The sequence below is a fragment of the Haemophilus seminalis genome (genome assembly GCF_006384255.1).
GTDB lineage: Bacteria > Pseudomonadota > Gammaproteobacteria > Enterobacterales > Pasteurellaceae > Haemophilus > Haemophilus seminalis.
The window spans coordinates 330,875-356,883 of the sequence record NZ_VCED01000002.1 but is presented as its reverse complement, the minus strand read 5'-3'; the positions used below and the strand labels follow the sequence as shown (position 1 = coordinate 356,883).

General features: G+C 38.7%; 24 protein-coding genes, 2 pseudogenes and 1 riboswitch. Of the genes and pseudogenes, 19 read left to right on the top strand and 7 right to left on the bottom strand.

Annotation, left to right across the window (positions count from 1 at the left end; translation table 11 throughout):
* Positions 1–34 precede the first annotated feature (34 nt).
* From FE813_RS04130 to FE813_RS04115, 3 genes and pseudogenes are all read left to right on the top strand, one after another.
* Positions 35–910 (top strand): VirK/YbjX family protein, encoded by an 876-nt coding sequence (locus tag FE813_RS04130; RefSeq protein WP_139989532.1) that lies wholly within the window; start codon positions 35–37, stop codon positions 908–910.
* A gap of 54 nt (positions 911–964) precedes the next feature.
* A pseudogene (locus tag FE813_RS04125) lies at positions 965–1,326 on the top strand (transposase).
* A gap of 186 nt (positions 1,327–1,512) precedes the next feature.
* Positions 1,513–2,130: an IS3 family transposase gene (locus FE813_RS04115; RefSeq protein WP_180978681.1), complete on the top strand. Its 618-nt coding sequence runs from the start codon at positions 1,513–1,515 to the stop codon at positions 2,128–2,130.
* Between the two features lie 74 nt (positions 2,131–2,204).
* Here the strand turns inward: FE813_RS04115 and mazG are convergent, their stop codons facing one another.
* Positions 2,205–2,996 carry a nucleoside triphosphate pyrophosphohydrolase gene (mazG, locus tag FE813_RS04110; protein ID WP_139989529.1) on the bottom strand — a complete coding sequence of 264 codons (792 nt, stop codon included), beginning with the start codon at positions 2,994–2,996 and terminating at the stop codon, positions 2,205–2,207.
* Between the two features lie 141 nt (positions 2,997–3,137).
* On the opposite strand from mazG, the gene pyrR reads away from it, so the two are divergent.
* From pyrR to FE813_RS04050, 12 genes are all read left to right on the top strand, one after another.
* Positions 3,138–3,677: a bifunctional pyr operon transcriptional regulator/uracil phosphoribosyltransferase PyrR gene (gene pyrR, locus FE813_RS04105; RefSeq protein ID WP_048952948.1), complete on the top strand. Its 540-nt coding sequence runs from the start codon at positions 3,138–3,140 to the stop codon at positions 3,675–3,677.
* Between the two features lie 74 nt (positions 3,678–3,751).
* Complete coding sequence (locus FE813_RS04100; protein ID WP_139989528.1) at positions 3,752–4,741, top strand: peptidylprolyl isomerase; 990 nt, start codon at positions 3,752–3,754, stop codon at positions 4,739–4,741.
* 69 nt (positions 4,742–4,810) lie between these two features.
* Positions 4,811–5,854: an endolytic transglycosylase MltG gene (gene mltG, locus FE813_RS04095; RefSeq protein ID WP_139989527.1), complete on the top strand. Its 1,044-nt coding sequence runs from the start codon at positions 4,811–4,813 to the stop codon at positions 5,852–5,854.
* Positions 5,855–5,870: 16 nt separating this feature from the next.
* Entirely contained in the window at positions 5,871–6,503 is a 633-nt protein-coding gene (gene tmk, locus FE813_RS04090) for a dTMP kinase (RefSeq protein WP_180978680.1), read from the top strand.
* A complete protein-coding gene (locus tag FE813_RS04085; RefSeq protein WP_139989525.1) occupies positions 6,500–7,483 on the top strand; it encodes a DNA polymerase III subunit delta' in 984 nt (327 codons plus the stop codon). Before tmk ends, FE813_RS04085 begins: the two co-directional genes overlap by 4 nt.
* 54 nt (positions 7,484–7,537) lie before the next feature.
* A complete protein-coding gene (locus tag FE813_RS04080) occupies positions 7,538–8,320 on the top strand; it encodes a YchF/TatD family DNA exonuclease (protein WP_139989524.1) in 783 nt (260 codons plus the stop codon).
* A 26-nt stretch (positions 8,321–8,346) separates the two neighbouring features.
* Positions 8,347–8,871, top strand: coding sequence for a DUF1523 family protein (locus FE813_RS04075; RefSeq protein WP_139989523.1), 525 nt, complete (start codon positions 8,347–8,349; stop codon positions 8,869–8,871).
* Between the two features lie 50 nt (positions 8,872–8,921).
* Positions 8,922–10,220, top strand: coding sequence for a polyamine export protein PaeA (gene paeA, locus FE813_RS04070; RefSeq protein ID WP_005635716.1), 1,299 nt, complete (start codon positions 8,922–8,924; stop codon positions 10,218–10,220).
* Positions 10,221–10,292: 72 nt separating this feature from the next.
* Positions 10,293–10,823: an HI_0449 family lipoprotein gene (locus FE813_RS04065; protein WP_005626129.1), complete on the top strand. Its 531-nt coding sequence runs from the start codon at positions 10,293–10,295 to the stop codon at positions 10,821–10,823.
* A 71-nt stretch (positions 10,824–10,894) separates the two neighbouring features.
* The gene (gene fruB / locus FE813_RS04060) at positions 10,895–12,394 is read left to right on the top strand and encodes a fused PTS fructose transporter subunit IIA/HPr protein (protein ID WP_139989521.1); all 1,500 of its coding nucleotides are present in this window, start codon (positions 10,895–10,897) and stop codon (positions 12,392–12,394) included.
* A 1-nt stretch (position 12,395) separates the two neighbouring features.
* Positions 12,396–13,337, top strand: coding sequence for a 1-phosphofructokinase (gene fruK, locus FE813_RS04055; RefSeq protein ID WP_114891225.1), 942 nt, complete (start codon positions 12,396–12,398; stop codon positions 13,335–13,337).
* Position 13,338: 1 nt separating this feature from the next.
* Positions 13,339–15,009: a fructose-specific PTS transporter subunit EIIC gene (locus tag FE813_RS04050; protein ID WP_139989520.1), complete on the top strand. Its 1,671-nt coding sequence runs from the start codon at positions 13,339–13,341 to the stop codon at positions 15,007–15,009.
* A 61-nt stretch (positions 15,010–15,070) separates the two neighbouring features.
* Here FE813_RS04050 and FE813_RS04045 read toward each other — a convergent pair whose 3' ends face one another.
* Both FE813_RS04045 and nadR read right to left on the bottom strand, forming a co-directional pair.
* Entirely contained in the window at positions 15,071–15,751 is a 681-nt protein-coding gene (locus tag FE813_RS04045; RefSeq protein WP_139989519.1) for a metallophosphoesterase family protein, read from the bottom strand.
* A pseudogene (gene nadR, locus FE813_RS04040) lies at positions 15,748–16,989 on the bottom strand (multifunctional transcriptional regulator/nicotinamide-nucleotide adenylyltransferase/ribosylnicotinamide kinase NadR); the annotation flags it as partial. The gene FE813_RS04045 and the pseudogene nadR, both read right to left, overlap by 4 nt.
* Positions 16,966–17,143, top strand: a riboswitch (FMN riboswitch). (Overlaps the previous pseudogene by 24 nt.)
* Before the next feature lie 88 nt (positions 17,144–17,231).
* On the opposite strand from nadR, the gene ribB reads away from it, so the two are divergent.
* The 4 genes from ribB to tehA all read left to right on the top strand — a co-directional run bounded on the left by ribB (position 17,232) and on the right by tehA (position 19,815).
* Positions 17,232–17,879 carry a 3,4-dihydroxy-2-butanone-4-phosphate synthase gene (gene ribB, locus FE813_RS04035; RefSeq protein WP_139989517.1) on the top strand — a complete coding sequence of 216 codons (648 nt, stop codon included), beginning with the start codon at positions 17,232–17,234 and terminating at the stop codon, positions 17,877–17,879.
* 1 nt (position 17,880) lies between these two features.
* The gene (locus tag FE813_RS10475) at positions 17,881–18,033 is read left to right on the top strand and encodes a hypothetical protein (RefSeq protein WP_180978679.1); all 153 of its coding nucleotides are present in this window, start codon (positions 17,881–17,883) and stop codon (positions 18,031–18,033) included.
* Complete coding sequence (locus FE813_RS04030; protein ID WP_139989516.1) at positions 18,024–18,767, top strand: glycosyltransferase family 25 protein; 744 nt, start codon at positions 18,024–18,026, stop codon at positions 18,765–18,767. Before FE813_RS10475 ends, FE813_RS04030 begins: the two co-directional genes overlap by 10 nt.
* Before the next feature lie 103 nt (positions 18,768–18,870).
* Positions 18,871–19,815 carry a dicarboxylate transporter/tellurite-resistance protein TehA gene (tehA, locus tag FE813_RS04025; protein ID WP_048952955.1) on the top strand — a complete coding sequence of 315 codons (945 nt, stop codon included), beginning with the start codon at positions 18,871–18,873 and terminating at the stop codon, positions 19,813–19,815.
* 152 nt (positions 19,816–19,967) lie between these two features.
* On the opposite strand, the gene degS is transcribed toward tehA, so the two are convergent.
* The 4 genes from degS to recC all read right to left on the bottom strand — a co-directional run bounded on the left by degS (position 19,968) and on the right by recC (position 25,995).
* The gene (gene degS, locus FE813_RS04020) at positions 19,968–20,990 is read right to left on the bottom strand and encodes an outer membrane-stress sensor serine endopeptidase DegS (RefSeq protein ID WP_009499846.1); all 1,023 of its coding nucleotides are present in this window, start codon (positions 20,988–20,990) and stop codon (positions 19,968–19,970) included.
* Positions 20,991–22,109: a bifunctional diaminohydroxyphosphoribosylaminopyrimidine deaminase/5-amino-6-(5-phosphoribosylamino)uracil reductase RibD gene (ribD, locus tag FE813_RS04015; RefSeq protein ID WP_139989515.1), complete on the bottom strand. Its 1,119-nt coding sequence runs from the start codon at positions 22,107–22,109 to the stop codon at positions 20,991–20,993.
* A gap of 2 nt (positions 22,110–22,111) precedes the next feature.
* Positions 22,112–22,561 carry a transcriptional regulator NrdR gene (gene nrdR / locus FE813_RS04010; protein WP_139989514.1) on the bottom strand — a complete coding sequence of 150 codons (450 nt, stop codon included), beginning with the start codon at positions 22,559–22,561 and terminating at the stop codon, positions 22,112–22,114.
* A gap of 83 nt (positions 22,562–22,644) precedes the next feature.
* On the bottom strand, positions 22,645–25,995 hold the full coding sequence (gene recC, locus FE813_RS04005; RefSeq protein WP_139989513.1) for an exodeoxyribonuclease V subunit gamma: 3,351 nt from the start codon (positions 25,993–25,995) through the stop codon (positions 22,645–22,647).
* Positions 25,996–26,009: the final 14 nt, after the last annotated feature.

The following is a 26,009-nucleotide window of genomic DNA, read 5'->3' as shown; positions in this document are numbered from 1 at the left end:
GATAATTTTATTAAATTTCACAAAATATTGAGTTATGTCCACGAAAAATAATTTTATTTTCCCCACTTACGTTCAAATGTATCCTTACTCCAAGGATCGCCCTTTTCTCAAACAAGTGCGGGAAAAATTACGTTATTATGGCTATAAATGGTTGTATCAAAAGCAATGTAGCCAATTAGTGGATTTTCTTAATACAGAAACTCAATGGCAGCCTCTATTTACACAAGATTATTATCGTATCAATACAGTTCTGACTACTTTTTGCGATAAACGCTTTTCTGCTTCAGAACGTTTAACGGCGATTACGGAGAATTTACGTTTGGCAGAAGAGAAAATGGGACGTTCGCTTTGCCAACAATTATTGGAACAACAAAATATCGTGTTAACGCAATTAACTGATGATTTGCGTTTATCTTTGAGTATCAACCATATCGATCCCTTTGAAGGGTATTTTTCTATTAATATTCGTAATCAACATAATAAGCGAGTATATGATGCGTCTTTCACTTTTTTGAGCCCGAATAAATTGCTTATCGCCTCGATTCAAGGCCCCTCAAGTGACAATGCTCAAGAGCTTGTGAAACAGGCTACGAAAGCATTGCATGGTATGCGTCCAATGTTTATGTTGGTTAATGCGTTCAAAATACTTGCTGAAAAATGGCAATGTGAGTTAGTGGGCATTCCGCACAAAGCGCAAGGAAAATATCGTCTTTCTGCGCGCAGTAAGATTTTGTTTAATTACGATGAGTTCTGGCAAGAGAATCAAGGGGAATATCGCAATAATTATTGGCAATTACCTTTAGATATTGAACGCAAACAGTTAGAAGATATCGCAAGTAAAAAACGTTCTATGTATCGTAAACGTTATGAAATGTTAGACCAAATGGCATTGGATATTCAGCAACTTTAACGAAGAAAGTGATCTGCACCCCAAAACCTGGACACCTAATTTGAGGTGCAGATTATGTCCTACTCGTATCAATTTCGTTTGAAAATTATCAAACTCGTCACCGAACAGGATTATGGTATCCGTGAGGTGACTAAACTTCATAAAATTTCTCATGCTCTCGTCATTTATTGGCTAAAAGCATTTCGGGAAAGAGGGCTTGATGGCGTAAAATCGCCTCATACAAACCTTCAAACCCCGAAAATAGTGAAGCCAAAGATGAAAAAGAAAGACATTGAAATTCCAGAAACTACAGACTTTTCACCTAAAGCGTTTAAAAAGCTGCAGCGAGAGCTCGCCTTGGCTCGTGCGGAGATTGCTTATCTGCGCTAGACCGTCAAAAACAACGACAGAAAAAAGAAAAATCATTGAAAGATTGAAGCAAGACCATGCGTTAAATGATTGACTTCATGTGGCTAAAATGCCTCGCTTAAGCTTTTACGATAAAGAGATTAAGCGAAATTATCACGAGGTAAAAGAGACTATCTTATCGCTGTATAAAAAGAACAGAAAACGAGATGGTTATCGCCCCATGACGTTTAAATTTACGCCAAATGGGGTTTAATTTGAATCATAAAACGCTGTTAAAACTGATGAACGAGTTAGGTATTCATTCCATTTTACGTAAGAAAAGACATGGAAAACGTGGAAAAACATTGCATATTGACCCGAATTTGCTGAATCGAGATTTTACAGCAACGGCACTCAATCAAAAATGGGTAATGGATGTAACGGAATTTCATGTTGGTCAAGAAACGCTTTATTTTTCACCGTTGATGGACTTGGCTAACCGAGAAATTATTGCCTATAACTTTGCGACACGCCCGAAGTTTTCATTGGTAAAAAAGATGTTAGAAGAAGGGCTTAGTCGGCTTAACCCGACAGAATGCCCGATTATTCATAGCGACCAAGGTGTATTGTATGGCACGGCGGAATGGGAGAAAATGTTGGAGGGTAAAGCGGTTCAAAGTATGAGCCGCCGAGGAAATTGCTATGATAATGCGGTGATTGAAAGCTTTTTTGCCATATTAAAATCAGAGTGCTTTTACTCTCGGACTTATCATTCAATTGCTGAATTACAGGCTGACATTGAAGAATATTTAGTGTATTACAACCAAAAACGAATTAAACTTGGTTTAAAAGGATTGAGCCCAGTGCAATACCGAGCTCAATATTTAAGTTAACTAACCTGTCCAACTTTTTGGGGGGCAGATCAAAGTGCAGTAAAAATGAGAGAAATTTTTACCGCACTTCTCAATTAGTTTTCTTGTTTTTTCACTTCATCCCACAACAAATCTAACTCAATAAGTGGCACATCATTAACTTGCTTACCTTGTTGTTGAACCGCTTGTTCTACTGCTCGAAAACGACGTTCAAATTTTAAATTCGCTTTTCGCAATGCATCTTCAGGATCACATTTTAAGTGGCGAGCAAGATTGACCGTTGCGAACAATAAATCGCCCATTTCCTCTTCCACTTTATTTTGGTCAATCGAAGTGCGGTTAATTTCAGCTTGAACTTCTTCTAATTCTTCCTGCACTTTGTCAAATACGGGGGAAATTTCTTCCCAATCAAACCCTACTTTTGAACAACGTTTTTGTAATTTTGCCGCTCGCGTAAGAGAAGGCAATGCACGAGGTACATTATCTAAAATAGAGGTTTCTGCACTTTTACCTTGTTTTTCTTTGGCTTTCATTTCGTTCCAACGGGAAAGGGCTTCTGTTTCATCCCCCGCTTTTGCATCACCAAACACATGAGGATGACGGCGCACAATTTTTTCAGCAACATCGTGCAATACATCGTCAAAAGTAAAGTGTTTATCTTCTGTAGCAAGCTGGCTGAAGAAAACGACTTGTAACAATAAATCCCCTAATTCTTCGCGTAAATTTGGAATGTCTTTTTTCTCAATTGCTTCGATTACTTCGTAAGTTTCTTCCGTTAAGCAAGGAATCATCGATTCATAATTTTGTTTTAAATCCCAAGGGCATCCGCCATTTGGATTGCGCAATTGAGCAATAAGTTGAATAAAATCCTGAATAGAATAATGCATTGTCTCGCCTCCTAATCAAATAAATCTATCTGTTTAGTAGTATAACGGAACAATAAGAAAAAGGGTGTAAATACAATCGCTTTTTGACTACTTTTTCTTTATACTCTAGCCCCTAGAAAATCTTTTATTAAGCTGGACAAGATGGAAAAAATTATTATCGATCACGATCGTTTTTCTCGTACAATTTCACGCATTTCCCATGAAATCATTGAAAAACACCAATCTCTCGATAATGTAGTGATTGTTGGAATCAAACGCCGCGGGGCTGAAATTGCTGCATTATTACAGCATAGAGTAGAAAAATTAAGTGGTAATAAATTACCATCTATGGAACTGGATATTACCTTTTACCGAGACGATCTAACCTTAGTAGATCAAGAGGATAAAATGCCTGTATACAGTGGCTCCTCACAATATTTAAATATTCAAGACAAAACAGTAATTCTTGTCGATGATGTACTTTTTACTGGTCGAACCATTCGAGCAGCAATGGATGCACTCACTGATTTTGGTAGAGCGGCAAAAATTGAGTTAGTCATTTTTATCGATCGTGGACATCGAGAACTACCAATTAGGGCTGACTATGTAGGAAAAAATGTCCCAACAAGTCGCGAGGAATTAGTACAAGTTCGCACTGAAAAATATGATGGTTGCTATGAAGTTGCTATTATTGGGAAATAATTACTGTCACTTGTGAACCTTCTTTAGAACTGATAATCTAAAGAGCATTATTGATACTTTTTGATAAAACAGAAATGAAAAAATCTACATTTAAATCATTGTTTTTAGCCACTATTAGCACCATTGTTTTAGCTTCTGTTGTAAAAGCCGAAGAACGTGTTGTAGCAATGGTGAATGGTGTTCCAGTCCTTGAAAGCCAGGTTCAAGCAAATATAGGAAAAAGTGGAGATCGCCAAGTTGCTTTAGATAAAATCATTGATGACATTTTGCTTCATCAAGCAATGCAAGATGTGAAAGCCCCTTCAATTGACCCTAAAGCATTAAATGCAGCTGTAGAGCAACAGCTTAATCATATTGCTGCAGCAAACAATTTAACCTTGGGGCAGTTCGCTATTGCGCTAAGTAATGAAGGTTCCTCACTAAATGAATTTCGCCAACGTATCGCAAAAGATGTCAAAAAAGCCTGGGAAAACCAATTACAAACGATGACCCGCGATGCAATTCGAAATAAAGCAATTCATGAAAGCGTGGATGTTGAACAAGCACGTAGTGAAGCTTGGGCCCTTGGACAAAAAATGTTAGAGGAAGCAAAAGAAAAAGGTTCTGCACAGAAAATAACAGGAAAAGAATATGAAGTTCGTCATATTTTGCTTAAACTAAATCCAATGCTAAATGATGCACAAGCCAAAGCAGAACTTACCAAAATTCGCTCAGATATTCTTGCTGGAAAAATTTCTTTCTCAGATGCAGCGTTAAAATATTCAAAAGATTATTTATCCGGCGCAAATGGCGGCAGTTTAGGTTATGCATTCCCTGAAACTTATGCGCCACAGTTTGCACAAACTGTTGTACAAAGTAAACAAGGAGTAATTTCTGCACCGTTTAAAACAGAGTTTGGCTGGCATATTTTAGAAGTGACAGGAATGCGAGACGGCGATCTTACTGCTGAGGCCTACGCACAAAAAGCCTATGAACATTTAGTAAATTCTCAGTTGCAAGATGCAACAAAAGACTGGGTTAAAGCATTGCGTAAAAAAGCAGATATCCAATATTTTAATAAATGATTTAATATTTAAAAGAAAGGGGCTTAATTGCCCCTTTTGTTGTTTTTTATTTTCTCTTTCTTATATCTTATGAAGAAATTTTTAATTGCGATTTTACTTTTAATTTTGATTTTAGCGGGCGCGGCGAGTTTTGGTTATTACAAAATTACTGAATTTGTAAAAACACCGGTAAATGTGCAGGCAGATCAACTTTTAACGATTGAACGTGGCACAACAGGTTCGAAATTAGCCGCACTTTTTGAGCAAGAAACGTTAATTGATGATGGGAAATTATTGCCTTATTTGCTGAAGTTGAAACCTGAGCTAAATAAAATAAAAGCAGGGACTTATTCTCTTGAGAATGTTAAAACTGTGCAAGATTTACTGGATTTGCTTAATTCAGGTAAGGAAGTGCAGTTCAATGTAAAATGGATTGAAGGAAAAACCTTTAAAGATTGGCGAAAAGATCTTGAAAATGCACCGCACTTGGTGCAAACCTTGAAAGATAAGAGTAACGAGGAAATTTTCACATTACTTGATTTGCCAGATGTTGGTAGAAATCTTGAACTAAAAAATGTGGAAGGTTGGCTTTATCCTGATACTTATAACTATACGCCTAAATCGACAGACTTGGAGCTACTTAAGCGATCGGCTGAGCGAATGAAAAAGGCGTTAAATAAGGCTTGGAACGAGCGTGACGAAGATTTACCTTTAGCGAATCCTTATGAAATGTTGATTCTGGCTTCTATCGTGGAAAAAGAAACGGGCATTGCTACTGAGCGAGCAAAAGTGGCCTCTGTATTTATCAACCGTTTAAAAGCAAAAATGAAATTACAAACGGATCCAACGGTAATTTATGGTATGGGTGAGAATTACAGCGGTAATATTCGTAAAAAGGATTTAGAAATGCCAACGCCTTATAATACGTATGTGATTGATGGATTGCCGCCAACACCTATTGCTATGCCAAGTGAAAGTTCGTTACAGGCTGTTGCGAACCCTGAAAAAACAGAGTTTTATTATTTTGTGGCAGATGGTTCTGGTGGGCATAAATTTACCCGAAATTTGAATGAACATAATAAAGCGGTGCAAGAATATTTACGTTGGTATCGCAGCCAGAAAAATGCCAAATAAAAGTGCGGAAGAAAATATGAAAGGAAAATTTATTGTCATTGAAGGCTTGGAAGGTGCGGGGAAAAGCTCCGCTCATCAATCTGTTGTACGAGTCTTGCATGAACTTGGTATTCAAGACGTCGTATTTACACGCGAGCCTGGTGGAACCCCGTTAGCAGAGAAATTACGTCATCTAATTAAACATGAAACTGAAGAACCTGTGACTGCGAAAGCAGAGTTATTGATGCTTTATGCGGCACGTATTCAATTGGTGGATAACGTGATTAAACCTGCTTTAATGCAAGGAAAATGGGTGGTAGGTGATCGCCACGATATGTCATCTCAGGCGTATCAAGGTGGCGGACGTCAATTAGACCCGCATTTTATGCTCACCTTGAAAGAAACTGTATTAGGTGATTTTGAGCCAGATCTCACAATTTATTTGGATATAGATCCGATTGTCGGTTTAGCGCGAGCTCGTGGACGTGGCGAGTTAGATCGTATTGAGCAAATGGATTTGGATTTTTTCCATCGCACTCGAGCAAGATATTTAGCGTTAGTAAAAGATAATTCAAAAGCAGTGGTGATTAATGCAGAGCAGAGTATTGAACTTGTTCAAGCAGATATTGAAAGTGCGGTAAAAAATTGGTGGAAATCAAACGAAAAATGACCGTTCTTTACCCTTGGCTAATGCCAATTTATCACCAAATTGTTCAAACCTTTGATGAAGGTTTGGGGCATCATGCTGTGCTGATTAAAGCTGATTCTGGTTTAGGTGTAGAAAGTTTATTTAATGCACTTGCACAGAAAATAATGTGTGTGGCTCAAGGCGATAAACCTTGTGGTCAATGCCATTCTTGTCATTTAATGCAAGCCCATAGTCATCCAGATTATTACGAATTAAGCCCCATTGACGGTAAAGATATTGGCGTCGATCAAGTACGCGACATTAATGAAATGGTTGCGCAGCACGCACAACAAAATGGCAATAAAGTGGTGTATGTGCAAGGTGCGGAACGTTTAACGGAAGCAGCTGCCAATGCGTTATTGAAAACATTGGAAGAGCCTCGTCCAAATACTTATTTTTTACTTCAGACGGATAGTTCGTCAAGTTTGTTGGCAACCATTTACAGTCGATGCCAAGTATGGAATCTGTCCGTGCCTAATGAGCAAACGGCTGTTGATTGGTTGAAATCAGAAAGTGCGGCTGAAAATCAGGAAATTTTGACCGCACTTGCGATGAATCTTGGGCGTCCGCTTTTAGCATTAGAGACGTTACAACAAGGGCTTATTGAACAGCGTAAAAACTTCTTACGTCAATTTTGGGTGTTCTATCGCCGACGTTCACCATTGGAATTGCTTCCGTTGTTTGATAAAGAACGCTATGTTCAGCAAGTGGATTGGATTTTGGCTTTTCTTTCCGATTGTTTAAAACATAAACTTGAAATTGATAGTCATCGACAAGTTGCCGATCTTGGCCGTGGCATAGAACAATTCAGCGATGAGCAAACCGCTCTTGGTTTATTACAAGCAATCAAAATTATGCAAAAAGTGCGGTCAGATTTGCTGACAATTAATGGTGTGAATGTTGAATTGATGCTATTAGATAGCTTGACGCGATTAGTCACAGAAGTATTTGAAACGCAATAAATTAAAGATATATCGTCTATGGCGTTCAAGCCTTAGGCATAAGGAAAAATAATTATGTTCATTGTTGACTCCCACTGCCATTTAGATGCATTAGATTATGAAAATTTACATAAAAACATCGCAGATGTGGTGGAAAAAGCGCGCGCGCGTGATGTGAAACATTTGCTCGCAATTGGTGTGACGTTAAGCCGTTTTGAGCAGGCTTATGAATCTTTGCGCGAATTTAATAATGTCTCGCTTGCTTGCGGTGTTCATCCACTAGATTTTGAAGAGGAACCTTATGACGCAGAACGCTTATTGTGTTTAGCGCAAGATCCAAAAGTGATTGCTATTGGCGAAATTGGCTTAGATTATTATTACAGTGCAGACAATAAAGCGGAGCAACAAGCGGTGTTTGATAGCCAAATCGATATTGCAAACCAGTTAGATAAGCCTGTAATTATTCATACACGTTCTGCGGGTGATGATACTATTGCAATGTTACGCCAATACCATGCTGAAAAGTGCGGTGGCGTTATTCATTGTTTTACGGAAACCATGGAATTTGCGAAAAAAGCGTTGGATTTAGGCTTTTACATTTCTTGTTCTGGCATTGTCACCTTTAAAAATGCCGAAGCGATTCGTGAGGTTATTCGTTATGTGCCAACGGATCGCTTATTGGTGGAAACAGATTCGCCTTATCTTGCGCCAGTGCCTTATCGGGGAAAAGAAAATCAACCGGCTTATACGAGAGAAGTCTGTGAATACGTGGCAACCTTAAAGGGCTTTTCTACTGAGGAGTTTGCTAGAATCACCACGCAAAATTTCGAGCGTTTATTTAAAATTCGTGTAGAATAAATGCACAGTTCTGACAAGGGAAAAGTATGCGAAAGTTTTTTAAATATTTCTTATTTATTGTTGTTTTTTTATTCCACGGTTTTATGTTTTCTGTGGTGAATTATGTATTTCCTCATTACGATGTGACGCATGTTACTGGTGTAGAAGTTAAACGTGTTGATAAAGATGGCCCCATCACAAAATCGAATCCAGCTGATGGCCCAACACGTGATGTGTATTACATCAATACGCAAAATGACGATGGCAAAATTATGGTGTATCGCAATGAAGATACACGTTGGGGTTTCCCATTCTACTTCAAATTTGGATCAGCCAATTTACAGGCTGAAGCGCAGGCTTTGGGTAATGACAACAAACTTGTGCAAATTAAATACTATGGTTGGCGTATTACGATGATGGATGAATATCGCAATGCAACCTCAATTAAAGAAATTACTGCTGATGACACGCCAAGTCATCCGATCGTTTCTTGGATTTTCTATGCATTCCTGTTAGCTACTTTATTCTTGTCTATTCAATTTGTTCGCGGCTGGTTTGACAGCGAAGAGTAATATCCTGAACGACCGCAAAGTGCGGTCGTTTTCTTTCATATTTTTGAGTAATGATTATGGAATTATTTCATACCATTTTGGCGATTATTGCCTTAATTCTAATTAGTGCGGTTGTTTCTTCTGCAGAAATTTCACTGGCGGGTTCGCGTAAATTGAAACTACAAACTCTTGCTAATGAAGGGGATGTGCGCGCGCTTCAAGTGCTTAAATTACAAGAGCATCCAGGTCGTTTTATTACTGTGGTTCAAATCGGTTTGAATATGGTGGCGATTCTTGGCGGGGGAATTGGTGAAAGCGCACTAAGCCCTTATATCGCGGAAATTTTAAGCCGCTCTTTTGTGGGCGATTGGATTGAACCAACCGCTTCTACAATCGCGTTTGTGTTGGTTACTTGTTTCTTTATCTTATTTGCTGATCTTATTCCAAAACGTATTGCCATTACTTATCCTGAAATGGTGGCATTGCGCGTTGTCGGCATTATGAATTTCAGTATGTTTGTCTTTAAGCCGCTTGTATGGTTTTTTGATACGATTGCTAATGTATTTTTCCGCTTATTTCGCATTTCCACTGTGCGTGAAGATGGTATGACGTCTGAAGATATTTTCGCCGTAGTAGAAGCAGGCGCAGAAGCAGGTGTATTAAAAACCCAAGAGCATTATCTCATCGAAAATATTTTCGATATGCAAGCACGCACAGTGACTTCCACCATGACAACCCGTGAAAATATCGTGTATTTAGACCGCACTTTTTCTCGCCAAGAAGTCATGGATACGCTTTCTCGTGATTCTCATTCTAAAATTGTGATTTGTGACAATAGCCTCGACAAAATCTTAGGTTATGTAGAATCCCATACGTTGCTAACCATGTATTTGCAGAATGAAAATGTGGTGCTGACTGATCCCAAACTACTCCGTAAAGCACTATTTGTGCCTGATACGCTTTCTCTTTACGAAGTGTTGGAATTGTTTAAATCTACTGGCGAAGATTTTGCGATTATTGTAAATGAATACGCCCTTGTCGTTGGTATTGTTACGCTAAATGATGTAATGAGTATTGTTATGGGGGAATTGGTTTCTAACGAAGAAGAATATATTGTGAGTCGTGATGAAAATTCGTGGCTTATTGATGGCGCAACGCCATTAGAAGATGTGACGCGAGTGTTAGATATTGAATCTTTTCCAGATGAAGAAAATTACGAAACCATCAGTGGCTTTATGATGTATATGTTACGTAAAATCCCGAAAAAAACCGATTCTGTGGTTTACGGAAAATACAAGTTTGAAGTAATTGATACGGAAAACTTTAAAATCGATCAGATTTTGGTGTCTTTAGTAAAAGAGGCGGAATAATTACCGCCCTTTCTTTAATCCCCTTCAGCCAGTATAATGGCTGCGTTTTATTAACTTTAATCAGGTATGACTATGTTTAAAAAAATCTCTGTTTTATTTTTTACGTTAATGTTGGCAGGTTGTTCTTCTTGGTCATCGGTTACCAACTATATTCCATTTGTGGGGAACGATAAAAAAGTGATTGATTTAGATAAAGATAAAATCGATCAGAAATCCTATGCGGCTGCTTATGAAGCGACTGTAGCGACATATAAAGGTCGCGTGAATGAAAATTTCTTTGTAGATAATTTTGCAAGTGGTGCGAATGACTGGTATTTAGGCCGTATTTTAGTTCCTGTTAAACAAATTCAGGATAAACTTTATACAGGCGGCCATGATTCTGATGTATATGCTTATTATAGCGGCGTGTTACATGCGGAAGCATTGCAAGCTAATATTAAACGTTTGAACGCAAATTGTTGGGAAAAAGTGGATTCGCAAAGCATGACTCAAGGTATTTATGATGCGATGCGTGATTTGCAAAAAGGCAAAGAGCGCGGTGAAAATGATGAATATATTGCGCAAGGTAGTGAAGCACTGCTGAAAGCCTGTACATCTAAATAATTGTTTTTCAACAAGCTGCTGGTCGATTTATTTCACCAGCAGCTTTATTTTTAAATTATTAAGGAGCAAGAATGTTAGAACTTTCGGAAAGCAACATTCATTTAAATGCTAACGCAGCTGATAAACAACAAGCGATTGAAATGGCAGCGTCCGCATTAGTTCAAGCAGACAATGTGGAAAACGGTTACTTACAAGGAATGCTAGCGCGCGAACAGCAAACCTCAACCTTTTTAGGCAATGGCATCGCTATTCCTCATGGCACCTTGGATACTCGTTCGATGGTAAAGAAAACGGGTGTGCAAGTGTTTCAATTTCCTCAAGGCATAGAATGGGGCGAAGGAAATATTGCTTATGTTGTGATTGGTATTGCGGCGCGATCTGATGAGCATTTGTCCTTATTACGTCAACTTACTCACGTTTTGAGTGATGAAGATACCGCAGCGAAATTAGCAAAAATAACTGATGTTGCTGAATTTCGTGCGATTTTAATGGGCGAGACAATTGAGCCATTTGAAATTCCTACTGCCAATATCAGTGTAGACGTAGATACCCAAAGTTTATTAACTTTAGTCGCGATTAATGCGGGGCAATTACAGGTGCAAAGTGCGGTAGAAAATCGCTTTATTTCTGAGGTGATTAATAATGCGGCATTACCGCTTGGCAAAGGGTTATGGGTAACGGATTCTGTCGTAGGAAATGTGAAAAATGCCTTGGCATTTAGTCGTGCCAAAACGATTTTTAGCCACAATGGCAAAGCTGTAAAAGGCGTGATAACCGTTTCAGCTATCAGTGATCAAATTAATCCAACTTTAGCGCGTTTATTAGATGATGAGGTTCAAACAACCTTGCTCAATGGTAATTCAACAGAAATTTTAACCGCACTTTTGGGTTCATCGAGTGATGTTGAAACTCAATCCGTAGAAGGTGCCGTTGTGGGAACTTTTACGATTCGTAATGAACACGGTTTACATGCGCGCCCAAGTGCAAATTTGGTTAATGAAGTGAAAAAATTCACTTCGAAAATTACTGTGCAAAATCTTACTCGTGAAAGTGAAGTCGTCAGTGCAAAAAGCTTGATGAAGATTGTTGCGCTTGGTGTAACACAAGGACATCGTTTACGTTTTGTGGCAGAGGGGGAAGATGCAAAACAAGCTATTGAAGCATTGGGCAAAGTGATTGCCGATGGCTTGGGCGAGAATGTTTCTGCGGTGCCACCATCTGAACCAGATACTATTGAGATTATGGGGGAACAAATTCACGCACCAGCGGTAAGCGAAGATCATAATTTGCCAGCAAATGCTATTGAAGCCGTGTTTGTGATTAAAAACGAACACGGTTTGCACGCTCGCTCAAGTGCGGTGTTGGTAAACGAAGTGAAAAAATATAATGCTTCTGTAGCGGTTCAGAATCTTGATCGTAATTCTCAATTAGTGAGTGCTAAAAGCTTGATGAAAATTGTGGCATTAGGCGTGGTGAAAGGGACTCGTTTACGTTTTGTTGCAACGGGCGATGAAGCACAACAGGCTATTGACGGAATCGGTGCAGTGATCAAATCAGGTTTAGGTGAATAGTATGGCAAGCGTCGTAACAATTACCTTAAATGCCGCTTATGATTTAGTCGGGCGTTTAAATCGTATCCAACTTGGTGAAGTAAATACCGTAGAAACTCTCGGCTTATTTCCTGCTGGGAAAGGAATTAATGTCGCAAAAGTGCTAAAAGATTTAGGCGTTGATGTTGCAGTAGGCGGTTTCTTGGGCGAGGATAATTCAGCTGATTTCGAGCAAATGTTTAATAAGCATGGTTTGGAAGATAAATTCCACCGTGTTGATGGCAAAACTCGTATCAATGTAAAAATTACCGAAACTGAAGCGGATGTGACAGATTTAAATTTCTTGGGATATCAAATAAACCCACAAGTTTGGCAACAATTTGTGACTGATTCTTTAGCTTATTGTTTAGATTATGACATTGTCGCAGTTTGTGGCAGTTTACCTCGAGGTGTATCTCCTGAATTATTTGCTGATTGGTTAAGTCACCTTCACCAAGCTGGCGTAAAAGTTGTGCTTGATAGTAGCAATGCTGCGCTTACCGCTGGATTGAAAGCGAAACCTTGGCTAGTAAAACCCAATCATCGAGAACTTGAGGCTTGGATTGGTCATCCATTAAATAGTCTTGAAGAAATTATTGCCGCTGCACAGCAACTCAAAGCGAAAGGCATTGAAAACGTGATTATTTCAATGGGCGCAAAAGGTTCTTTATGGATTAATAATGAAAGCGTGCTCAAAGCCGAACCACCAAAATGTGAAAATGTAGTGAGTACCGTTGGAGCTGGGGATTCAATGGTAGCAGGTTTAATCTATGGTTTTGAAAAAGGTTTATCGAAAGCAGAAACCTTAGCTTTTGCTACGGCTGTGTCCGCTTTTGCGGTGTCTCAAAGTAATGTCGGTGTGAGTGATTTGAGTTTACTTGACCCCATTTTAGAAAAAGTACAAATAACGATGATTGAAGGATAGTATGAAGTTATTTTTAACCCAATCAGATAATGTAGGCGATGCGAAAGCCTATTTATTACATGAAGTTTTTCGAGCGGCTGCGCAAAAAGCGAATGTTTCTATTGTAGAAACACCAGCCGAAGCAGATCTTGTTCTCGTATTTGGTTCTGTATTACCAAATAACCCCGCTTTAGTCGGTAAAAAAGTTTTTATTATCGGCGAAGCTATCGCCATGATTTCACCTGAAGTCACGCTGGCAAATGCCTTAGCCAATGGAGCAGATTATGTTGCACCGAAAAGTGCGGCGAGTTTTACAGGTGTTTCTAGTGTAAAAAATATTGTTGCGGTAACTGCTTGTCCAACTGGGGTTGCACATACGTTTATGTCAGCCGAAGCGATTGAAGCCTATGCGAAAAAACAAGGTTGGAATGTAAAAGTTGAAACCCGTGGTCAAGTTGGGGTGGGCAATGAAATTACTGCAGAAGAAGTCGCGGCGGCTGATTTGGTATTTGTTGCAGCAGATATTGATGTGCCTTTAGATAAATTTAAAGGTAAGCCAATGTACCGCACTTCAACAGGATTAGCCTTGAAGAAAACCGAGCAAGAATTTGATCAAGCATTTAAAGAAGCTAAAATTTTTGATGGTGGAAATAATGCGGGAGCGAAAGAAGAAAGTCGTGAGAAAAAAGGTGTGTACAAACACTTAATGACGGGCGTTTCTCATATGTTACCGTTAGTGGTTGCGGGTGGGTTATTGATCGCGATTTCCTTTATGTTCAGTTTTAATGTAATTGAAAATACAGGAGTTTTACAGGATCTTCCAAATATGTTGATGAATATCGGTAGTGGCGTGGCGTTTAAGTTAATGATTGCCGTGTTTGCCGGTTACGTTGCATTTTCTATCGCGGATCGTCCAGGACTTGCAGTTGGTTTGATTGCGGGGATGCTGGCAAGTGAAGCGGGTGCAGGGATTCTTGGCGGTATTATTGCTGGTTTCTTAGCGGGCTATGTGGTGAAAGGGCTGAATGTGATTATTCGATTGCCAGCAAGCCTGACTTCATTAAAACCGATTTTAATTTTACCGCTCTTAGGTTCAATGATTGTTGGTTTGACGATGATTTACCTCATTAATCCACCAGTAGCTGAAATTATGAAAGAGCTAAGTAATTGGCTTACTTCAATGGGAGAAGTGAATGCGATTGTGTTAGGCGCAATTATCGGCGCAATGATGTGTATCGATATGGGCGGGCCGGTAAATAAAGCAGCATACACCTTTTCTGTTGGATTGATTGCATCCCAAGTTTATACGCCAATGGCTGCGGCAATGGCCGCGGGTATGGTTCCACCAATTGGTATGACTGTTGCGACTTGGATTGCTCGTAATAAATTCACCGTTAGCCAACGCGATGCGGGGAAAGCATCATTTGTTCTTGGTTTATGTTTTATTTCTGAAGGTGCATTACCATTTGTGGCAGCAGATCCAATTCGAGTCATTATTAGCTCTGTGATTGGTGGTGCCGTGGCTGGTGCGATTTCAATGGGATTAAATATTACATTACAAGCTCCACACGGCGGATTATTTGTCATTCCATTTGTATCTGAGCCATTGAAATATCTTGGCGCAATAGTGATTGGTGCTTTATCAACAGGTGTGGTTTACGCCATTATTAAATCGAAAAACAATGCGGAATAATACCGCACTTTGAATGTAAAAAAGCCGATTCATTTGAATCGGCTTTTGTTTTGGAATAGATTTATTTTTCACGATCGTCGATCGTTTGTAGCAAATAATTTCCTTCAGCGTCAGCAAGACTACGGAAACCTACATTCGTGATTTTGTAGGGATACTTTGTTCGATAAGTAAAGTTTTCGTGATGATGTCCGTGGAATACTTGCTTAACCCCCATCTTCATTGCCAAATCATTAATTACTTGGAAACCCATAGGATGTGGTTTAGGGGCTTCGTGACAAATCAACACATCCGCTTGTTTGTTTTCTAAGATTTCAATATCTGATGGAAAAATTGACGTGCGATGACGCAAAGGCACACCGCCTCGCCAGATTTTCTCTTGTGGACTATATTGGCAATAATGAATAGGATCAAAAAACATGGGGCGATTTGGCGGCATCCAAATTTGCCCGCGGAATACACCGCCTAACCCAGCAATGCGAGTGCCTTGAATATCAACTACGCGATTGTGTAAATTCCGTGATTGCCATTCAGAACCCCAAATCGCATCAAAAGCACTAATTGTTTTGCTATCATGATTTCCATGAATAAACCAAATATCACAATGTTGCGCAAGTTTATCCAACTCATCTGTTGTCGTGAGCTGTAAATCGCCTAAAATTATGAGTGAGACATTCTCCTGTTCTCTCACAAAAGGGTAAATATGATCGTAGCTTCCGTGTGGATCACCGGCAAATAAGATCATTGATGTTTTCCTTTTATAACAAATGGACTATTTTGCAATTCGCTGATTTCTTCTTCATTTAACACTTTCTCAATGACTGCTTTAACTTGGTTATAGCGATCAAGATAACTTGGCGATTCAATCTCTATATAAGGGACTTTATATTTATCTAACAGTTTTTTGAGTAGTTGTTGAAATTGTTGGCGTTGTTTTTGTGAGCCCAAGCTGCGCAAGCCATCATCCACCCATTCAGTATTATTTTTAAGCAAAATAGTGACATCGAAGGGATATTCTTTAATCATCGAGTCTAAAAATGGATGGGCTTTTCCTTCATACTGAATGCAGAACGCTTGCGTGGTGATGAAATCCGTATCAATAAATGCAATTTTATGTGCATGGCGCACCGCATAATCAATATATCGTTGATGACCAAGAGCCATTTGTGGATAGTCTGAATATTGCATCGCCTGCTCATTACCACCTAGCTTTTCAAATACAAATTCACGTCCATATTCCCAGGCAGAAGTGGTATTAAATACAGCAGCTAATTTATTCACCAGAACGCTTTTACCACTGCTTTCGCCACCTAAAATTGCCACCGTTTTGGCAAAGAAAGGGCGAACTTCTTTTGGAATAAATTTCCAATATTGGAATGGTGTGGTACGAATTTTTGTGGCGGACACATTAAAGAAAGTGCGGTCAGGATCGACTAACGAAACTTCTAAACCTAAGTATTTCTCGTAAGGAGCTTTATCTTGAGGTTCGCTACTAAATACGATTGAAGGTTCAAAATGCTTTTCATTAAATAGCGTTTTAACTGCTTCACTCCAAGATTGCCAGCCGTTTGGATAACTTGGAATACCGTCTTCAACCAAATGATGAATAAAAATCTGATTTTTTTGATATTTGAAAATTTGCTGCATCCAACGCAAACGATCTTGCACGGTTGGCATACGTTTCATTTTACTATCGTAAAACAATTTCAAATCGCGCTCCGTATCACTACACACGATAACGTGCAGTTCATCGACTTTACTGAACGCTTCATAAATCATATTTATATGGCCTGTGTGTACGGGATAAAATTTTCCGAAAATTACACCGACTTTTTTCTCTTTTGCTTTTGACATAATCCGCTCTTGATAGCGTAAGAATTGAGTGCGGTTATTGTAGGCTAAATGAAAATATTTTTCACGTTCTGATTTAGTGCCTAGGTATTTTGCGCTATACTTAGCGTGCATTCTCAGGGCAGGGTGAAATTCCCTACCGGTGGTAAAGCCCACGAGCGTTTAAAAGTGCAGTCAATTTTTGGCAAATTTTCCCTGCTAAATTGTCCTGATTTTTACTTTTAAAGTCAGCAGATTTGGTGAAATTCCAAAGCCGACAGTAAAGTCTGGATGAAAGAGAGTAAAACGAGTTGGGTTCCCAAATCGTTCATTTTATTTGCATTTCTCAGCCCTGATTCTGGTATTTAATTGAAATCTCAAATTAGGAAATTACTATGAATCAGTCAATTTTATCTCCATTCGGCAATACCGCTGAAGAACGGGTACTTAACGCAATTAATGCCTTCAAAAATGGAACTGGCGTATTAGTTTTAGATGATGAAGATCGTGAAAATGAAGGCGATTTAATTTTCCCAGCAGAAACAATCACGCCAGAACAAATGGCAAAATTAATTCGTTATGGAAGTGGCATTGTTTGTTTATGTATTACCGATGAACGTTGCCAACAACTCAATTTACCGCCAATGGTAGAACACAATAATAGCGTAAACAAAACAGCTTTTACTGTGACGATTGAAGCCGCGAAAGGTGTTTCTACAGGCGTATCTGCCGCAGATCGAGTCACAACCATTAAAACTGCGATTGCTGATAATGCAGTTCCAACAGACTTACATCGTCCAGGCCATGTCTTCCCACTTCGTGCAGCAAATGGTGGCGTACTTACCCGTCGCGGACACACTGAGGCTTCCGTTGATTTAGCTCGTTTAGCAGGATTTAAACATGCAGGTGTGATTTGTGAAATCACGAATGACGACGGCACAATGGCTCGCGCCCCTGAGATTGTAGAGTTTGCGAAAAAATTTGGTTATTCTGTGCTTACCATCGAAGATTTGGTTGAGTATCGTTTAGCACATAATATTTAAAATGAAGAAGTGCGGTGAAAATTTCTATGATTTTTCACCGCACTTTTTATCTTATACCATTCCACATTTTATTTATTTGGGTAACTTTTATGCACAGCACAGCACAGCACAGCACAGCACAGCACAGCACAGCACAATTATGTCATTAGTTTAACTACTGAACAAAAACGCCGAAAACATATCACCGAAGAATTCGGTAAGCAGAATATTCCTTTCGAATTTTTTGATGCTATCACGCCTGAACTTATTGAAGAAACAGCTAAAAAATTCAATATCACCTTTGATCGTTCATCAAAAGCAACTTTGTGTGACGGTGAGATAGCCTGTGCACTAAGCCATATCGTTTTATGGAATTTCGTTTTAGAAAATAATTTAGATTATATTAATATTTTTGAAGATGATATTTATTTGGGAGAAAATGCAAAAGAATTACTTGAAATCGATTACATCCCCAAAGATACCGATATTCTTAAACTAGAAACCTTGTACGGTAAAATTATGCTCGGCAGTATGTATAAAATAAAATGTCAACGAAATATATTTCAATTAAAGTATAAACATACTGGTATGGGCGGCTATACCATCACAGCCAAAGGTGCTCGATATTTATTGAATAAAATCCAAAATAGACAACTTGTTCTAGCAATAGACACGCTTATTTTTGATAAACTCTTAGACCAAAGAGAATATAAAGTTATGCAACTCTATCCCGCTGTCTGTATCCAAGATTTAATTATAAATGGTGAAAGTAAATTTAAGAGTAGCTTACAAGATGGTAGAGAAACCGTTCATGCTAATCAACCCAAAACAACCCCATTAGAAAAAGTGATCAATGAATTGGGGCGAATTAAAAGACGAATATTCGGTAAACCAGTATCATTTAAATAATACTTATTTAATCAAAAATACAATAATTTGAGATTCTAAGCAAAGTGATTACTTAAGATACGAAGTAATATAATAGGAAATTTATTAATACAAGGACTATGTTATGAATTCAACAAAAACATTCCCGCTTCCTACGGGCTATTTCGGTATTCCTCTTGGACTGGCAGCATTATCTCTAGCTTGGTTGCACTTAGAAAATCACTTTCCAGTAGCTCGCACTATAAGTGATGTAATCGGGATCATAGCAAGTGCAATTTGGATTCTATTTATTCTAATGTACGCCTATAAACTTCGTTATTATAGTGATGAAGTTCGCTCAGAATATCATTGCCCAGTACGTTTTTCTTTCATTGCACTCATTCCTATCACCACAATGCTTATAGGCGATATTACTTATCGCTGGACTCCATGGCTTGCGGAAGTAATGATTTGGCTTGGCACTATTGGTCAATTACTTTTCTCGTCCTTACGCATTAGTGAGCTATGGCAAGGTGGTGTATTTGAACAAAAATCTACTCGCCCACCTTTTTATTTACCTGCTGTTGCAGCCAACTTCACGAGTGCAAGCTCTCTTGCCTTACTTGGCTATCACGATTTAGGGTATTTATTTTTTGGTGCAGGTCTAATAGCATGGATCATTTTTGAACCCGTATTGCTTCAACACCTACGAATTTCATCACTTGAACCACCATTTCGAGCTACGATGGGAATCATTCTTGCTCCAGCGTTTGTAGGGGCTGCGGCATATTTATCTCTAAATAAAGGGGAAATTGATACATTCGTCAAAATTCTTTGGGGATATGGCTTTCTACAACTCTTTTTCTTATTACGGTTATTACCTTGGATTATGGAAAAAGGCTTGAATATTGGATTATGGGGATTCTCATTCGGATTAGCGTCTATGGCAAATAGCTCAATTGCCTTTTTTCACGGCGACGTATTACAAGGTATCTCAATTTTTGCCTTTGTATTCTCTAACCTTATGATTGGCTTACTCGTATTGATGACCATTTACAAATTAGCCAAAGGACAATTTTTCTTAAAATAAAACAGGAGTCTGACGTAGATTAGCAAGTGTACTAGTCTACGTCAGCTCTTAATTTTTATAGTTTAATTAGATCTTCTCGTTCTTCTTCCTATTAAAAAGAGAAAGAGTTAAAAATAGAGGTCAGTTCTATGATTAAGAACGCTACTTTTTTATTAATTTACTGGAAATTCTTCAATGACAACAGGAAGTTGTAAGATTTTGCCTAATCGTAGAATGGTGACGAGAACTTTTGAATTAGGTTTTGTATTTGCAATAATTTGCATCATTTCTCGGGCTGAAATGCCTTCTTGATTATTTAATTTCAAAATGACATCACCTAATTGAATGCCTGCTTTTGCTGCTGGGCTATTCGGGCTTACTCCAGTGATGACTATGCCTTCTTCACTACTTGAACTAATGTCGCTTTGTACGCCAAAGTATCCTCGGATAACACGCCCATCTCGTATAATTTTCTGTAAAACGTCATTTGCAATATCCATTGGAATGGCAAAATTTAGTCCTTCTGCGATTTCATTAGCGGTTTTCCCAATACTAAGGGTGCTGATTCCAACCAATTCCCCGGCAGAATTAATTAATGCGCCTCCTGAGTTGCCACGGTTAATTGAGGCGTCTGTTTGAATGAAGTTTTGTCTGCCAACAGAATCACCTACCGCATTACGTCCCACAGCGCTAATAATACCTTGGGATACGCTTTGTCCTAAGTTGTAGGGATTACCGATTGCTAATACCACATCACCAACATGAGCTTGACGATCTGAGTTTTGTGGAATAGTTGAAAGATTATTTGCACGAATTTTGAGAACAGCGAGATCGGTGAGATTATCTGAACCAACAAGACTGGCCTCAAAAATATTTCCATTTTGTAACGCAACTACAATTTGATCCGCATTTTGGATAACGTGTTTATTCGTCAAAATATAGCCATCTTTACTCATAATCACGCCAGAACCTAAGTTATTCACTTGTAGCTGATCATTATCATTAATGCTGGCGGAAGAAAAAGAACGGTTATAAACATTCACTACCGCAGGTGAGGCAATACGCACCGCATTTTTGAACGATACAATATCGTCTGAAGTGAAGATATTGCTGTTATTCAGTCTTGGAACCGCAAACAAAATCACGCCCGCAGCCGCCAAGCCCCAAAGTGCAGAATGGAAAAGTTTTTTAAGCATTTATATTCCTTTCGGTGTGTAAGTTAATTTTATATCGTCACCGATTTGTTCTAATTCATTGAGTTGCCATAATGGTGCATCGGCAAGTTGAGTTAAATTCGGTAATTGGCATAGACCACGAGCATTGTCGCCAAGTAATTTTGGCGCAATGTAAATAATCAATTCATCCACTAATTTCGCATCAATTAAACTGCCCGCTAAATTGGCTCCAGCTTCTACCCAAAGGGTATTTATTTGGCGTTTTCCCAGTTCTTGCATTAATTCTTTTAGTAAATTTTCTTTTGGAAGAATAATTTGTTCGCAGAAATCAGGAAAGCCTGCTAAATTTCGCTGTTCATTAGAAACTAACCAAACGGGAGAATGAGTTAAAAAAAGTTTATGAGTCGGCTGAATGCGATGTTGTGAATCTAAAATAACTCGCACAGGCTGGCGAAGATCTTCTTTTTTATATTCTGTTTTTAGATTTTCAGGAAATTCATCCCAGCGTACGTTCAGGCTTGGATCATCTGCAAGTACTGTCGCAGAAGTAGATAAAAGTGCGGATGATTTTGCTCGCATTTTTTGTACGTCCGAACGAGCATCAGTACCCGTAATCCATTTACTTTCTCCACTTGCCATTGCTGTTCGTCCATCTAAACTCATTGCAAGTTTAAGTTGAACAAAAGGCATACCTTGACGCATTCGTTTCAAAAAGCCTTTATTTATTTTTTCCGCTTGATCGTTTAATAAATTCACCGCACTTTCGATGCCGGCATCAGACAACATTTTCAAGCCTTTCCCTGCTACTTGGGGATTTGGGTCTTGCATAGCAGCAATGACTTTCACTACGCCAGCCTCGATTAATCCTAATGCACAAGGCGGTGTGCGACCATAATGAGAGCAGGGCTCTAAGGTGACGTAAGCGGTTGCTCCTTTGGCATTTTCACCAGCTTGAGCTAAGGCAACACGTTCAGCATGAGGTTGTCCCGCTTTAAAATGAAAGCCGTCCCCCACAATTTCATCATTTTTTACCAATACGCATCCCACCGATGGGTTAGGCATGGTGGTATATTGGCCTTTGGTGGCTAAATCCAAGGCACGTTGCATAAATTTGTGATCTTGTGCGGAAAATTTGCTCATGGTTAATCCTTTAAGTTCTCAATTTCTTTAGTGAATTGATTAATATTATCAAAACTCAAATAGACCGATGCAAAACGAATATAAGCCACTTTATCGAGTTTTTTTAACTCATTCATCGCGAGTTTTCCAACCAGTTTACTTGGTACTTCACGTTCACCCGTCGCACGTAATTGAAAAATTATATGGTTAATTGCTTGTTCAACATCGTCCGCACTTACAGGGCGTTTTTCTAAGGCGTGCTGAATACCACTGCGTAATTTATCTTCATTGAACGGTTCTCGAGTGCCGTCAGTTTTAATAATTTTGGGTACGATTAATTCGGCTGTTTCAAAGGTAGTAAAACGCTCATGACAATTACCGCACTCACGACGGCGGCGAACTTGATAGCCATCCGATACCAAACGGCTATCAATTACCTTGGTTTCTTCTGTAAAACAAAATGGACAGCGCATAGACAATTCTCCGTAAAAAGGGCGGTTATCTTAGCAAAAAATCGGTTCTTTGACGATTAGCTTTATGCTTTTCTTGTCTTCTTTTATACGAATAATAAGCCAAACCAATCTTTTGTTTGTTTTAATAATTTTTCAATATTTTCAGTTTGTTCAAATCTTGAGGTCTGCGCCAATATGCGTGACCAATATGGATCTGCTTGAGCGCCGTAGCTGTCTTCGCCCAGTTCCTGAAGTTTTGTAGAAATGTTGTCAAAATCTACCGCACTTTCATCGTCCACAATAAAATGATTAATATTTCTTATGGTTGGCACCAATTGAATTTCTATTTGGCTTTGTAAATAATCTTTTACGTAAATTTTTAATTGAGCGAGAGCGGCTTCACGCTCAATAGGCGGTAATTCGATAACTTGATCTTGCGTAATTAATTTTGGTGGTATCGCATTTTCTTGTGTGACACATTGAATCAAATAATAAATCCAAGGACGGATACAATAGCGATCTTTGTATTTCGCAAAATGCCACTGAATCACCTGTGAATCATCGCCAAATAAAGGCTCCATATAACCAAATAGGCGAATTTCTTGATTTTCATTGTGCCAATCTACGGAGAGATTGAAATCGACGGAAGCATGTTTGGCTTCGCCAATATCTGCTATTTTCTTTTTAAATTCCAAAACATTGTCTCGAATATTTTCAGCATAAACTTTTCCAAATTCGGCTCGAGGTAACACGCCTTTTACTTCTGCTTGTCTAAAATAATCAGCAAAATTTTGTTCATCAAGATAGATTAAGTCATTATTGAGCGCGTAATTATCTAATCCACTTAAGGTAAAGTTCTCACTGTCGGCAATACGAGCATCTTCATCACGGAAATAGACACCGAGTTGTTTTTCAAAGAAAAATTTCACTGGGTTTTCAACAAAGCTGACTAAACGATCCAGTTCAATTTCTTCGATTTTTTCTGGGTTTTCAGTCATAGGGACGGCAAATTCTGAATTGTTGGAACTCGCGTCAAATTGTGCTATTGGCAACCATTTTGTCGCAAAAGAGCGGGTGAATTTCTCGTTATATTTGAAATTATCCGGGCTAAATGCTGTCATTGGATGCTCAATCACCGTAAGGGTATTTTCGCTTTGCCCTTGATTAATATAATCCACGAGTTGGTTTACTAATACAGAAGGTTCTTTCGGTTGATTATCTGTGATGGAACGGCCAACATAGCTGATATAGCAATAATCACGTGCTGCCAATAAGGCTTCTAAGAACAAATAGCGATCATCATCACGGCGAACACGGTCGCCTTTTTGATGGTGATATTGCATTAAATCAAAACTGTTTGGTGTTTGTGTTCTAGGGTAATCCGCATCATTCATTCCAAGTAAACAAACTACCTTGAATGGCACTGAACGCATTGGTAATAAGGTGCAGAAGTTTACTTTTCCTGCAAGGAATTTTAGGCTATTTGGCGCATCTTCCAATTTCATTGTGATGACATCGGCAATCACATCTGCTTGTAATTCTTCAGCAAAATGGAGAGATTTTAGATGCTCAGCGAATTCATTAATTTTCTCTTGAATATAGAAAACCGTGTCGCTTGTGTCTTCATTTTGAACGAAGAAATCTGATAAAAGTGCGGTTAAAATTTCCTGCCATTTTTCAATAGAATGCGCTTGTTGCAGCGTTTCATGCAGCGCGGAAAGTGCGGTGAAAAAGTGAGATAAATTTCCAGCAAGTTCACCCTTTAAGCCATAACTGCTGTTTAAGCCCAGACTATCTTGCCAAATGCCGTGTTCTTCACGCATTGCATAGCCTAAAATCATTCGTTCTAATCCAGCCTGCCAAGAATTGAAATTGATGCCATCTTGATTTTTTTGCAAACCGAAACGAATCCCTGAATCCGCTACCCATTCTCTCACTAATGGTAAATCAGCAAGAGAAATATTAAATCGTTCTCGCATCGCAGGAATATCCAACAACGCTAAGACATTCTCTGCACTAAAATTGCTTTCTTTTAAGCGCAATAAAGTTAAGTAACTTGAGACCAACACATCGCTTTCTGAAAGTTTATTATCTGAAAGTGAAAATGGAATTTGTGGGGCATCTCCATTTTTTTGCCCGAAAACTGCCTGAATATAAGGTGTGTATTGGTTTATATCTGCCACCATAACAACCACATCTTTTGGCGTAAGGTTAGGATCCTGATTGAATAAATCCAGTAAATAATCGTGCAATACTTCCACTTCCCGCATAGCGCTGTGGCAAGAATGTAGGGTTAAAGTGCGGTCATTTTTTGCGATATTTAGCGGTTTATTTTCTAAATGTAGAATTTGAGATTGCAATTGTCCAAGTAAACTATTCGATTTAATTTCTTGATAAGCATTAACGGGATAAGTTGGAATATGTTCTTCATCTCGCACTAAGGTATAGAGAAAATCTCGCCCCATTTTTCCCCAGGCCGCCAGTAATGGATTGCCTACTTGAAGGTTTTCTTTTTGATAAGTGACATCAAACTGAGCGTTTTCTAGTTGAGAAAGCTGATCCTCAGAAAAGAGCGGTTGATTTTCACCTTGTTTATTGAATTGATAACGCTTGCGAGAACGCAAATAATCGAGGCATAAATCGCTAATATCTCCCCAATACTCTTGGCATGGATTATTAAAAAATAAATGAATATCCACTTCTGATGACATGGCTTGCAAAATATTGAGATAAGCAGTTGGAAGCGCAGGAATACCAAAAATAAATATGCGTGAAGATAATTTTTTCGGTGCTTTTTTATCGGCAAGCAAGGCTAAGAACTGATTATGCAAAACCGCTCGATGTGTGGTATCACCAACATCTGATTTAACATCGACAACCAATGCACGCCATAACTCACCTTGCCATTTTGTATTGCCTTGAATTTGCTCAAACAACGTATTGTTGAGGTTAGGTTGCTGTTTTTGTATTTGAGCGGTGATTTGTTCATCTTCGCCTTTTTCCCAAGCAAAAATCCATTCAGGTCGATAAACCAAATATTGGTCAAATAAATCAGCAATTTTGCTGCTGAGTTGATAAAGTTTGTATTGTTCAGAGTGAGGTGATGATGCTAAATAATTGCGTAAAGGTGAAAAACTTTCTTTCTCGAGAAAAGTCGGGATTAAGCGCATTAAACGCCATGTCATTGAATCTTTATCAAAAGGGTTTTCCAATGCTGTTGCGGGTAAATTTTGAGCATAAAGTTGCCAAATAAAACTTGCGGGCATAGGAAATTTGAGGTTCGCTGAAATGCCTGTTTCTTTCGCTAATTCAATTTGCAGCCATTGTGCCATACCCGGGCTTTGCACCAAGATAATATCTTGCTGAAAAGGATCTTCTGGCGGTAACGATTTGAATAAGGAAGAAAGGATTTCTTTTTGTTTTTCGAGTTGATTGGAATAATAAACAATGAACACAATGGCAACCTTTT